Here is a 12,108-nt window from a genome sequence, read left to right on the forward strand (position 1 = left end):
CGCTGCCCGGCAACCAGCCAACGTAGTGCCGGGCTCTGCTCGGCAACGCAACAAACAAGAAACGAGAGAGAGACGCAGTACCTTCGCCGGCGACCTTCGGGTCGCCGGCTTTTTCTTGGTCAAAGGCACCACCAACACCCACGCGCAGAATCCCGCACAATGCGTATATGCGCCCCATCCGCACCGTACTGCCGCTGTTCGCCTGTCTGCTGCTCGCTGCCTGCGCCAGCACCGGCATTCGCAGCCCACTCGCCAGTTGGGTACCGTCGCCCAACTACAACGCCCGCAGCCCGGTCATCATCGTGCTGCACCACACCGACCAGCACTCCGTGCAGGAAAGCCTGGACACCCTGCGCAGCGCCAACAGCGGTGGCAAGGTCAGTTCGCACTATCTGGTAGGCGCCGATGGCCACCTCTACCAGCTGGTCGGCGATGACCGCCGCGCCTGGCATGCCGGCCCCGGCCGCTGGGGTCGCATCACCGACCTCAACTCGGCCTCGATCGGCATCGAGATCGACAACGATGGCGACACCCCGTTCGCCCCGGCGCAGATCCAGGCCTTGATCGGCCTGCTCGATGACCTGTGCACGCGGCTGCGCATCCCGCGCACGCAGATCATCGCCCACGCCGACCTGGCGCCGGCACGCAAGCAGGACCCCAGCCGCTTCTTCCCGTGGCAGCAGTTGGCCCAGGCCGGCTTCGGTGTATGGCCGCGTGACAGCGATGGGCCCGCACCGGCCGGCTTCGACGCGCTGCTGGCGCTGCAGGCCTTCGGCTACCCGCTCGACGACCGCGCCGCCGCCGTGAACGCCTTCCACCGCCGCTTTCGCGGCCGCGACGACCTGCCGCCGCAGCTGGATGCCGAGGACGCCCGCATCCTGCACTCCCTGCTGCGGCAGACGCCGTGACCGCCACGCGGCACCGCATGGTTGCGAACCGGTAGAGCCGACCGTTGGTCGGCTGCTCCCCCATCACATCACCGCGCGGTCGCCGCGCCAGCCGACCAACGGTCGGCTCTACCACCTCAGGACCATCGCCCATGACGATCAAACGCATCACCGCCGCACGCCGACATCCTGCGGCAATCCTCATCGGCCTGGCCCTGCTGACCAGCTGCGCCGTTGCTCCCCAGCGCCCCACCGCACCCACCAACACCTACCTCAAGGCCGACTGGTCCGCGCTGCCGGCGGTCGCCGACACCGACCTGCAGGCTGGCTTCGCGGCGTGGCGAAGCAGTTGCCCGCGCCTGAAGACCGATGCCAGCTGGGCGCCCACCTGCACCGCTGCCGCTACCGTCGCCAGCAATCCGGCCGCCATCCGCCAGTTCCTGCAGTCCAGCCTGGATGTCTACGCCCTGCGCGCGGCCGGCAACCGCGCCGACGGCCTGATCACCGGCTACTACGAGCCGATCTACCCCGGCAGCCTCACCCGCACCGCCAAGGCTTCGGTGCCGGTCTACGGGGTGCCCAGCGATATGGTCAGCGTCCAGCTCGACAGCCTCTATCCCGAACTCAAGGGCAAGCGCCTGCGTGGACGCGTGGACGGACGCGTGCTCAAGCCCTATGACGATGCCGCACGGATCGCCGCCCAAGGCGTCAAGGCCCCCATCCTGGCCTGGCTGACCCAGCCGATGGACCTGCAGTTCCTGCAGATCCAGGGCTCCGGGCGGATCCAGCTGGCCGACGGCCGCCAGTTGCGCATCGCCTACGCCGACCAGAACGGCCACCCCTACCGCCCCATCGGCCGCTGGCTGGTGGAGCAGGGCGAGCTGAAAAAGGAAGACGTCACCATGGACGCAATCCGCGCCTGGGCCATCGCACATCCGGCGCGCGTGCCCGAGCTGTTGGCCAGCAATCCCAGCTACGTGTTCTTCAGCAAGGGCCCGGTGGGCGACGAAGGCCCGCGCGGTTCGTTGAACGTGCCGCTGACCGCTGGCTACAGCGTCGCGGTGGACCGCACCGTGGTGCCGCTGGGCAGCCTGTTGTGGCTGTCCACAACGCGCCCTGACGGCAGCCCGGTGGTGCGCCCGGTGGCCGCGCAGGACACCGGTGGGGCGATTGCCGGTGAGGTGCGGGCGGACCTGTTCTGGGGCACCGGGGATGCGGCGGGCAAACTCGCCGGAGACATGAAGCAGAAGGGCAATCTCTGGCTGCTGTGGCCCAAGGGCGCGGCCTTGCCGACGGCAGCGCGCTGAGGCCCGCGCGGCGGTAGCCGCTGCCAGTGACGGGGCCACCACACCGGCATGATCCGCATTTCACGCCCCGGGCCTATGCTCGCGCTTCGCATTCTCCCCCGATGCGTCCCCTTCCACTGGCAAGGCGACCCCGCTCCATGCACGCACTCCCCGAGCACGTCAACGTCATCATCGTAGGTGGCAGCTACGCCGGCATGTCCGCCGCCCTGCAGCTGGTGCGCGCGCGCCGCAGCGTGCTGGTGATCGACGGCGGCCTGCCACGCAACCGCAATGCAGAGGTCGCGCACGGCTTCCTGGGCCGCGAGGGCATGGCCCCGGCCGACATCGCCGCGCCGTGCAGGCCGCGGTGCTGGAGGGCGGCAAGCGTTTCGACGTCCGCTGCGAGGACGGCACGCATGTCCGCGCACGCCGGCTGATCCTGGCCCATGGCGTCACCGACACATTGCCGGCCATCGACGGCCTGGCCGAGCGCTGGGGTCGCAGCGTGCTGCACTGCCCGTACTGCCACGGCTATGAGCTGCAGGAAGGCAGCATCGGCGGGGTGGGATGCTCCGACGATGGCGGCGCCGCGCAGGCGCTGCTGTTGTGCGACTGGGGCAATGTGACCCTGTTCTGCAGCAACGCGGCGCGCATCGAACCCGAGCAGAAGGCCCGCCTGGATGCATGCGGCGTGGTGATCGAAACCGCCCCGGTGCAGCGGGTGGAGGACCGGGCGACCGTGGTGCTGGCCGACGGCCGCCGCATCGTCACCGACGCGCTGTTCGTTGTCCCCGTCTCGCGCCTGTCCTGCGACCTCGCCGAGCAGTTGGGCTGCGAACTGCAGGACGCGGGCTGCATCACCGCCGATTCGGCCAAACAGACCACCGTGGAAGGCGTGTTCGCCTGCGGCGACGCGGCCCGCATGGCCGGCAACATCGCGCTGTCGGTGGGTGAGGGCGCACTGGCCGGTGTGGCCGTGCATCATTCGCTGGTGGGGTTGTTGGACTGAGGGGCCGTTGGCGCGCGTGCGACCCCGGCATCGCACGGCCGGGGCATTGCCTTTCCTGCGCCGTGTCCCCGTTCTGCACTACATTCGTACACGCTGCCCGCGCATGTCCCGCTCTCGCAGATGGAAAGGAATCTTCATGCAGGTCAAACGCATCATCGCCAATCTCCGCACCGAAGACCCCGCGCTCGCCGATCGGTTCTATCGGGACATCCTGGGACTTGAGCTGGCGATGGATCATGGCTGGATCCGTACCTACGCCAGCCCGAATGCCATGACCGTGCAGGTCAGCGTCGCGCAGGAGGGTGGTTCGGGGACCGACGTGCCCGACCTGTCCGTGGAGGTGGACGACCTGGAGGAGGCGCTGCGCAGGGTGCGTGGCGCGGGCTTGGCACTCGAGTACGGGCCGGCCGATGAACCCTGGGGCGTGCGACGGTTCTACGTGCGCGACCCGTTCGGGCGGCTGGTCAATATCCTGCAGCACGCGTAGGCGGTCATGGACGCGACGTATCCGACGTAGGTGGACATCGCAGATGACGCCACTGCCTGCGCATTCTTCTGGTCCGGGCTGGCGCTGGGCATACTGCACGTGGATGCCGGTAGGGAATGGGCATTCGCCAGGATCGACGCGCGGGATGCCCCGGCCATCGAGATCATCGAGATTGCCACGGCGCGTGACCGCGATGCAGCCATGGAGGCGCTGCAGGCCGCCACCTATGACGCGGATTGGCAAACCGCTGGACGCTGGCTTCTACGCGAACTGCTGGTGCAGTTCCGGTCCGGCCGGCGTTCAGCACTCGAAACTTCCCGGGCCGCCATGCAGGTAGCAAGCACCGCGCGGCTTCCCGAGGAGGTCTACTACGCTTTCGACGATCTCGATGACGAGCTGGTCCAGTTAGCCAACGGCATCATCGGCACGGCTGCGGAGATTGAAGTCGAGCTTGTTGACGCACTCGAGAAGTATTCGTGTGCTGCCTGACAGATCTACGATCTGTCGAGCCCGCTGGCGCCTTAACCCGCTGATGCCGAACCTCTACACGGCCGTCCTTACTGAATCAGGCGACACCATCAACGAACGCAAACGTGCTGATTGGCGAGAAGATCCGGATTTTAGATCAACGTCCGCAGCGTCTGATCCCGATCCCAGATCCAGAACGTGTCGCCGTAGTCCGAGTTCATGATCGTCGGGAACACCTCACCCTGTTTGAAGTAGCGGCGTGAATCGATCTTCGCCGGGGTGTACCACCAGCCACTCCTGGGGACTGGTTCGTCGGCGGGTACGCGTTCGGGCGCGGCATCCGCCTGTGCGGTGACATCGGCAGCAAGTGCCTGGGCAAAGTCGGCCAGATCCTTGGGGTAAAAGGCCATGTCCCGGTAGCTGCTGTCGTCGATGCCCAGCGCCACCGTGGTGGCGGCGGCTTCCCAGGACCAGTAACCGTAGAACGCGACGCCGGATCTGTCGTGCTGGCCCACATACGGCTCGCGACGGCTGGCGTGATACCACTCGTCCAGATAGGTGGCCATCAGCGCGGGGCGCTGCTCTGCTTGGGCGGAAAACACTTTGAACAGCTTGCGATACGGCAGATGACGAGTAGCGGAGTCAGGTGGCGCAGGGCGATCGCTCACGTACGGGGCAACGAGGCGCTCCAGCAGACCGTCATAGGTATCCAGTTCGGCATTGGCGTAGTCAAGGAATGCCATGACCCGCGACATCTGCGCCGCATGACCGGTCAGCAGGCCGAAGCATACAAGGCGCAGTGCGACAATCCAGTACTCCTCGGAGATCAGTGACACATGCGGTGTGATATCGCCCGACGTATTCTCTACTGAGGTGTGATACTTCTCATGGAAATCGCCATACTCCTCGGCCCAGTCGAGTGCATAGGGCCAGACCTCGGCCAATTGCGACACGGATGCGCCTGCAGAGTATTGAAAGCTCATCCAGTCAAGCGTATCCCACAAGCGCCGGCGCGTTGACGTCATCAATCCGCCGGGCCTGGCTTTGGCGATGAACCTCGGCAGGTCAGTGGTGACCATCTCGATGCCATCGATCTTCACTTCAAAACGTTCCGCGTATGTTTCGTAATTAAGATACGGTTCGCGTTTTAGCGCGAACTTTGCGTCATCAATCTTCCAAGAGAACCAGCGCTGCCAGTCAGGGGAGGTCGAGTTCATGAATTGAGGATCACTCTCTGAGAATACTGTTGGGTAGCACGAACTCTGTGCCAATCTGGTGGCTGCTGACAGCCTTCTTGCAGTTGGCGGAGGTGCTGCCGAGTGCATTCTCGTGTTTGGTGTGGTTTGGGCCGACCACGGTAATGAGGCTGCGGTCGTAAGGGCATTTGACCAACACGCGCTGACGCTGTCCGTCTCTCCTGGATGACTCCACACCTAGCTGGAAGTCAGAGCGCTCCCAAGCTTCGATTCTGTCAATCAGGTACTTTTCGTCGGCTTTCATCAGCTGCGCCTTGTAGATCTTGGCCGCAATCCAACGATGACTCAACTGTTTCCCGTTCCTTGTGGTTCGGGAGTTGACTGCTCCTCGCGCCTTCTTTTCGTCCTCTTCGCCAAGATATGCATCGATCCCATATTCCAGGCCCTGCCACACGGTTTGCGCAGTCTCAAGGGTGCGGTGAAATGGCTTTCCAGAACCTTTGGTATCGCTGATTCGGTAGCTGAAGGGCAACTTGCCGCTATGCCACACATGATCGATGCCCTGATGCCCAAGCGCAGCCTGCCCGTTGGGCTGGCTCATCTCGTACAGATGGCCGTGATGACTCACCTTCTTCCGGCTGTGCTGACGCCGAACGTAGTAGTAATCGGCGATGTGCTCCCCTGAGACACCAATCTTGTGTTTGCTCTGTGTCGATCGCTGGCTTTGACGTTTGGTGCCACTCGCCTGTCCAGACGCGGGCGTGGGTGTACCACTGGTGTTCTTCGGTACCGACGTGGGTGCCTGGGTCCCAGGCGTCGGGCGCGCACCTGCCTTGGGCTGGGGAAGTGCGGGCGTATGGCCGGACGTTGAGGGCAGCGGGTCCTGGAGGGCGCGCTGGTGCAGCTGCCGCAGCGAATCCATGGCCTCATTGATCTTGCGGGCAGCCATCTGCTTCAAGTTGCGCAGCTGTTGAATGAGCTTCTGCACGCCTTCGCGGCCGAGCACCCACTTGGTCACGCGATACTCCAGCACGTCGATCATGCCGGCGAAAATATCGTCCACCGAACGGGACAACTCGCGGGCGTACTGCACCCAGTTCAGTTCACGGAACCACTTTTCGATGTTGCCCCGTACCTTGTTGGGCAGGCTATCGAGGATGCGCCCCATCTTCTTGCCGTTGCGCATCATCATGAATACGTTCTTCAGCGCATCGCCACACAGCGGCACGATGGCAATCAGCGCAAGCACCAGCGCAATCCAGCTCTCTGTGCTGGAAGGTGCCTTGGTCAACCCGTAGATGCAGCGAAGAATGTTGTAGACGTCCACCGCCTGGCCCACATAGGGAATGCAACCCAGCACCACGGTGACGATCATCTGCGCGGCAGAGTCACCGCGTCCTTCGACTACTTCCTGTACCCAGGACAGGATCTCGGCCAAGGCATCATCTTCGGCCTTCTGAAGCGCTACGTTGGTGCTCATGCCGGTGCTCCTGGCCTGCCTTCGTCACCGGTGAGCACTACCTCGTCATGCGTGCCTGGGCTCTCGTCGTGATCGTGGCGGTCCGGTGCGAACTCTCCGACGTACTCGTAGTCACTGGACAGGTCGTCGTAGTCTTCGTCGCCGCTGTAGATGGCCGCCACTTCGTCCGGAAAGTAGTTGTCTTCCATGTAGTCGGCTTCCGCCTTCGCGTAACGCTCCAGTGCCTCCCGGGCATCTTCAGGGCTGGTCGGCCTGAAGCCGAAGATGGGATTTCTGGGGCGTTCGGGATAGGCAAACGCGTCGCGCTGGTCATAGCCGAAGAATACCTTCCCCGGCCCGGGGGGATTCTCGATGCGTGCCTCGCCTTTGTCGTCCAGCGTTCCCTCCAGCTGGGTGCCGTTCTCGAACATCACCCGGTACGGGGCATTCACGACAGGCTTCAGATCGGCGTAGGCGTACTTTATATCGAGGACGCCGCGCACCTGGCCCTGCGGCAGGGCCGTCAACGCGGCCGGTAGGCTGTCTCCCGCAATAAACGGGTGCTGGGAGGCCTTGACGATGAAATTGCCCGGCATATAGATAGTTCCTTTATCTTGAATGCACTTTCAGGGAGCTCGCCAGCAATGACGCTGATTATCGCCGCCGACGTGCAGGATCATCTGATCCTGGCCGGGGATCATTGCGCGGTAGTGTCGCGGGTGTCATTTGAATCCGATTCTGATGTCGTAATCGGCAATTATCGAAAGGTTTACCCGTGGAAGTATGGTGCCGTCACGGCATCAGGCGACGTACTTCTGGCGATGTGGTTCTGTCGTCTGTTCCTGCACCATGAACAGCAGGGCGGGGCGGTTGACCTGCTGCAGGTCGCCAGCGAGGCGAAACATATTCGTACCCGTCATGGGATTCCGCGCAGCCACTCCATGGCGAACATCTACTTTTCGTTGCCGGGGGCTGATGGCTTCGCTGTGCACGGGCTTTCCATCGGGGAGAGCAAGATCGACTACGAGAGGATTGAGCCGATCAGCACACGCTTCTCAATGCGGGAAGAGCGATCGCCGGACGAATCGGTATGCCAAACTTTCAATACGCTGCTCCGCCCGTCCTTCTTCTTCCAGACGGTTGATGCGTTCCACCGCCACCACCTTGATCTGCTGGACGCGTTCTACACCGCCCAGAGCGCAGTTGATGAGCGGGTAACGGCGACCTTTGACGTTTTCATGCTCGACAAGTCGACCGGTGCGGGGACGTTCTGGCGCGGGTCCCACCCGCCCGGTCGGCTGACCGGGATGTATGGAGGCGCGTGAGACACGGTGCCTTCCCCGGTTGCCCGCTGTTTGTGATTCAACCCCCTGCACTTTTGCACTACATTGGTGCAATGACCGCCGTACTCCCGCCTCCCGCCCTCGATGCCCTCGGCACCCCCGTCGCCTGGGCCGATGGCGCGGGCCGCGTGGTCGGCTGCAACCCTGCCTTTGCCCGCTGGCTGGGCGTCAGCATCCGCCGCGTGGTCGGGCAGCCGCTGGCCTCGCTGGAAGTGCAGGGCGAGGCGCTGGCGCATTTCCTGGCCCGTGGCGAGCGCGACACCCTGCGCCTGCATCGGCTGGCCCTGGCCCTGCCCGGTGACGCCCCGCACTTCGCCGAGGGCTGGCTGAGCCGTTGGGATGAGGGCGGTTGGTTGCTGGAAGCGCATCCGGTCGACGAATTCCCCGGGCTCGATGCGACCCAGGCCCTGCCCAGTGCGCTCAGTGCCGCGCTCAAGGGCCTGGCCCACGAGCTGCGCAATCCACTGGCCGGGCTGAAGGGCGCGGCCCAGTTGCTGGCGCGGCGCAATGCGCAGCGCGCCGTGGACGAGCGTGATCCCGACGAGCGTGAGCTGATCGAGCTGATCGGCTCGGAGATCGAGCGCCTCAACGGGCTGCTTGAACAACTGCTGTCGCCGGCCCCGGCTGCGCCGCATGCACCGCTGAACATCCATGCGTCGCTGGAACGCGTGCTGCGCCTGGCCGAGAGCGAAGGCGGCTGGGCGGTGCGGCTGCAGCGCGATTACGACCCCAGCATTCCTGAATTCGACGGCGACGCCGACCGCCTCACCCAGGCGGTGTGGAACCTGGTGCGCAACGCGATCCAGGCCGGTGCCGGTAGCGTCACCTTGCGAACCCGGGTGGAACACGGCGTGCGCATCAGCGATCGCCTGCAGCCGCTGGCGCTGCGCCTGGAGATCGCCGACGACGGCCGCGGCGTGCCCGAGGAGCTGGCCGAACACCTGTTCCTGCCGCTGGTCAGCGGCCGCGCCGAAGGCACCGGCCTGGGCCTGGCACTGGCCCAGCAGGTCGCGCGCGAGCACCGTGGCACGCTCACCTACCGTTCGCGGCCGGGGCATACCGTATTCACCGTGCTGCTGCCGATTGGCCATGGCACGCCCGCCGAGGAGGTCGCCCATGGGGGATGACACCCACCACCACGCCCAGCGCGTCTGGGTGGTCGATGACGACCGCGCGGTGCGCTTCGTGCTGTGCACGGCATTGCGCGATGCCGGTTACCGCGTCGAAGGCCTCGACAGTGCTGCCGCGGCGCTGGCGATGCTGGCTACCCAGCCGCCGCCGGATCTGTTGTTCACCGATGTACGCATGCCCGGCGACGATGGCCTGGTGCTGCTGGACAAGCTCAAGGCCGCGCACCCGCAGTTGCCGGTGATCGTGATGTCGGCCTATACCGACGTGGCCAGCACCGCCGGCGCATTCCGGGGCGGCGCGCAGGAGTTCCTGTCCAAGCCGTTCGATCTTGACGATGCCGTGGGCCTGGCCCAGCGCGTGCTGCCCGAGCCCGATGCACTGGCCAACGCGCCCCTGCCGGCTGCGGTGGAACCCAACGCGGGCCAGCGTCCGCAGCTGGTGGGCGATACCCCGGCGATGCGCGCGCTGTTCCGCGCGATCGGGCGGCTGGCGCAGGCGCCGCTGTCGGTGCTGATCAACGGCGAGACCGGCACCGGCAAGGAGCTGGTCGCGCATGCATTGCACCACGAGTCGCCGCGCGTGCGTGGGCCGTTCGTGGCGCTCAATACCGCCGCGATTCCGGCCGAGCTGTTGGAAAGCGAATTGTTCGGCCACGAGGCCGGCGCGTTCACCGGCGCGCAGCGCCGCCATGTCGGCCGCTTCGAGCAGGCCAATGGTGGCACCTTGTTCCTCGATGAAATCGGCGACATGCCGCTGCCGCTGCAGACGCGCCTGCTGCGGGTGCTGGCCGAGGGCGAGTTCTTCCGGGTGGGCGGGCGTGAGCTGATCCGTGTCGATGTACGGGTGATCGCCGCCACCCACCAGGACCTCGAATCGCTGGTCGCCCAAGGCCGCTTCCGTGCCGACCTGCTGCACCGGCTGGACGTGGTGCGGTTGCGCCTGCCGCCGCTGCGCGAGCGCCGCGACGATGTCGTGCAGCTGGCCGAGACCTTCCTCGCCGCGGCCGCGCGCAAACTCGATACGCCGCCCAAGCGGCTCACGGCCGCCGCCGTGCAGGCCCTGCGCGAGCACGACTGGCCCGGCAACGTACGCGAGCTGGAAAACGTGTGCTGGCGCATCGCCGCGCTGGCCGCGTCGGACACCATCGGCGTGGCCGACGTGGACAGTGCGCTGCATCGCGGTGGCGGCCCACGGGCCCGCGCCGCGGGCGACCCGGGCCAGTGGGAACAGCTGTTGTCGGCCTGGGCACGGCAGCGCCTGGCCGAAGGCGCCGAGGGCCTGCATGCGCAGGTGCGTGATCGGGTCGACCAGGCCCTGCTGGAAGCGGCCCTGCAGATCACCCATGGCCGTCGTGCCGAAGCCGCCGCGCGGCTGGGCATGGGCCGCAACACCTTGACCCGCAAGCTCGGCGCCGGACGCCGCCGCGGCGGGTGAACCGCATGTCCACACCGTGTATGCGTGGCGTCCGCGCCGTTTTCATGGCCTGTGGACGACCCCGCCGTTAGTTTGCAACCAAGGAGTTTTCCATGCGCAGTTCCCACATTGTCCTCGCGACGGCGCTCACGCTTGGCCTGGCCGCCTGCGGCACTACCCCGCCGCCGCGCCCGACCGCACCGCCGGTGCCGATGGTCAGCACCGCCAAGATGGCCGAAGCCAATCTGTCACCGGCCTCGGCCAGCCTGGTCAGTGGCCGCCTGGCGCTGGTGCCCGATGCCAAGGGCGTGCACATCACCGGGGTCATCGGTGGCCTGCAGCCGTTGCAGACCGCTGCGTTCCACGTGCATGAGCGGGGCGATTGCAGCGCGGTGGATGCCAGCAGCGCCGGCGGCCACTTCAATCCCACCGCGCAGGCGCATGGTCGCAACAGCGCCGGTGTGCATCATGCCGGCGACATGGACAACCTGCGCGCTGACGCGCAGGGCCGGGTCAACGTGGATGTACGCCTGCCAGCGGTTACCCTTGGCGGCGGCGCAGCCACCGATATCGCGGGACGTGCACTGGTCGTGCATGCCAACGCCGATGATTACCGCAGCCAGCCCGCCGGCAATGCCGGCGCCAGAATCGCCTGTGGCGTCATCCGGGTCACGCGCTGACGCGCCGCCGGAACACGCCGCTTTCCCACCTGCCGTACCTGCAAGGAGATACACATGCGCCTGATCCACACCACGTTGTTCGCGGCCATCGCCACGCTTGGCCTGAGCGCCTGCAACAAGCCGGCCGACACCACGCCGGCCGCCACCCCGGCCGCCGACACCGCACCGGCCACCGACGCACCGCCGGCCATGACCAGCGAAGCGCATGCCAACCATGGTGCCTCCGCCGAACTGGCGCCGACCAAGGACAGCACTGTCAAAGGCAACGTCACCTTCAACGTGGTGGACGGCAAGGTCCACGTGAAGGGTGAGGTCAGTGGCCTGAAGCCAAATACCGAACACGGCTTCCACATCCACGAAAAGGGCGACTGCAGCGCGCCGGACGGCGCCAGCGCCGGCGGCCACTTCAATCCGTCCAAGGAAGACCACGGCAGCGTGGCCGCCACCCCGCACCACGGCGGCGACATTCCCAACATCAAGGCCGACGCACAGGGCAACGCCGTGGTCGACGCGGACGTGTCCACCAACGTCAACATCGGCAAGGGCGATGACTTCGACATCATCGGTCGCGGCCTGATCGTCCACGCCGACGCGGACGACTACAAGACCCAGCCGACGGGCAACGCGGGCGCGCGCCTGGCCTGCGCGGTGATCAACGCTGCGCCGTAACACGGGGTAGTGCGGGACGAAAAACGCCGGCATCTGCCGGCGTTTTTTTGGTTCTGACCCAACACGAGCGTCACCACCAA

General features: G+C 65.9%; 14 protein-coding genes. 11 read left to right on the forward strand and 3 right to left on the reverse strand.

Translation table 11 applies throughout. From position 1 onward, the window contains the following. The first annotated feature begins 167 nt into the window (after positions 1–167). The 6 genes from AC3IR9_RS00645 to AC3IR9_RS00670 all read left to right on the forward strand — a co-directional run bounded on the left by AC3IR9_RS00645 (position 168) and on the right by AC3IR9_RS00670 (position 4,158). Entirely contained in the window at positions 168–908 is a 741-nt protein-coding gene (locus AC3IR9_RS00645; RefSeq protein WP_489293349.1) for an N-acetylmuramoyl-L-alanine amidase, read from the forward strand. 131 nt (positions 909–1,039) lie between these two features. Beyond that, positions 1,040–2,194, forward strand: a complete 1,155-nt coding sequence (gene mltA, locus AC3IR9_RS00650) for a murein transglycosylase A (RefSeq protein WP_489293350.1) — start codon at positions 1,040–1,042, stop codon at positions 2,192–2,194. Positions 2,195–2,331: 137 nt separating this feature from the next. Next, positions 2,332–2,610, forward strand: coding sequence for an FAD-binding protein (locus AC3IR9_RS00655; protein WP_489293351.1), 279 nt, complete (start codon positions 2,332–2,334; stop codon positions 2,608–2,610). Further along, positions 2,541–3,182 carry an NAD(P)/FAD-dependent oxidoreductase gene (locus tag AC3IR9_RS00660; protein ID WP_489293353.1) on the forward strand — a complete coding sequence of 214 codons (642 nt, stop codon included), beginning with the start codon at positions 2,541–2,543 and terminating at the stop codon, positions 3,180–3,182. Before AC3IR9_RS00655 ends, AC3IR9_RS00660 begins: the two co-directional genes overlap by 70 nt. A 136-nt stretch (positions 3,183–3,318) precedes the next feature. Further along, a complete protein-coding gene (locus AC3IR9_RS00665; protein WP_489293355.1) occupies positions 3,319–3,669 on the forward strand; it encodes a VOC family protein in 351 nt (116 codons plus the stop codon). Between the two features lie 30 nt (positions 3,670–3,699). After that, a complete protein-coding gene (locus tag AC3IR9_RS00670; protein ID WP_489293356.1) occupies positions 3,700–4,158 on the forward strand; it encodes a hypothetical protein in 459 nt (152 codons plus the stop codon). Positions 4,159–4,289: 131 nt separating this feature from the next. Here the strand turns inward: AC3IR9_RS00670 and AC3IR9_RS00675 are convergent, their stop codons facing one another. The 3 genes from AC3IR9_RS00675 to AC3IR9_RS00685 are packed head-to-tail and all read right to left on the reverse strand — an operon-like array spanning position 4,290 to position 7,388. Next, positions 4,290–5,354, reverse strand: coding sequence for a PoNe immunity protein domain-containing protein (locus tag AC3IR9_RS00675; protein ID WP_489293357.1), 1,065 nt, complete (start codon positions 5,352–5,354; stop codon positions 4,290–4,292). 10 nt (positions 5,355–5,364) lie between these two features. Next, entirely contained in the window at positions 5,365–6,813 is a 1,449-nt protein-coding gene (locus AC3IR9_RS00680) for a hypothetical protein (RefSeq protein WP_489293359.1), read from the reverse strand. After that, the gene (locus AC3IR9_RS00685) at positions 6,810–7,388 is read right to left on the reverse strand and encodes a hypothetical protein (RefSeq protein WP_489293361.1); all 579 of its coding nucleotides are present in this window, start codon (positions 7,386–7,388) and stop codon (positions 6,810–6,812) included. The genes AC3IR9_RS00680 and AC3IR9_RS00685 overlap by 4 nt, the downstream gene beginning before the upstream one ends. Before the next feature lie 48 nt (positions 7,389–7,436). Here AC3IR9_RS00685 and AC3IR9_RS00690 point away from each other — a divergent pair, with 48 nt between their 5' ends. The 5 genes from AC3IR9_RS00690 (at position 7,437) to AC3IR9_RS00710 (ending at position 12,028) form a co-directional block, all read left to right on the forward strand. After that, entirely contained in the window at positions 7,437–8,117 is a 681-nt protein-coding gene (locus AC3IR9_RS00690; RefSeq protein ID WP_489293362.1) for a hypothetical protein, read from the forward strand. Positions 8,118–8,188: 71 nt separating this feature from the next. Beyond that, complete coding sequence (locus tag AC3IR9_RS00695; protein ID WP_489293364.1) at positions 8,189–9,262, forward strand: two-component system sensor histidine kinase NtrB; 1,074 nt, start codon at positions 8,189–8,191, stop codon at positions 9,260–9,262. Then, positions 9,252–10,700, forward strand: a complete 1,449-nt coding sequence (ntrC, locus tag AC3IR9_RS00700) for a nitrogen regulation protein NR(I) (protein ID WP_489293365.1) — start codon at positions 9,252–9,254, stop codon at positions 10,698–10,700. The genes AC3IR9_RS00695 and ntrC overlap by 11 nt, the downstream gene beginning before the upstream one ends. 92 nt (positions 10,701–10,792) lie before the next feature. Further along, positions 10,793–11,359, forward strand: a complete 567-nt coding sequence (locus tag AC3IR9_RS00705; RefSeq protein WP_489293366.1) for a superoxide dismutase family protein — start codon at positions 10,793–10,795, stop codon at positions 11,357–11,359. A gap of 54 nt (positions 11,360–11,413) precedes the next feature. Further along, positions 11,414–12,028 (forward strand): superoxide dismutase family protein, encoded by a 615-nt coding sequence (locus AC3IR9_RS00710; RefSeq protein WP_489293368.1) that lies wholly within the window; start codon positions 11,414–11,416, stop codon positions 12,026–12,028. The last annotated feature ends 80 nt before the right edge of the window (positions 12,029–12,108 follow it).

It is taken from the genome of Stenotrophomonas sp. GL_101 (assembly GCF_057835675.1).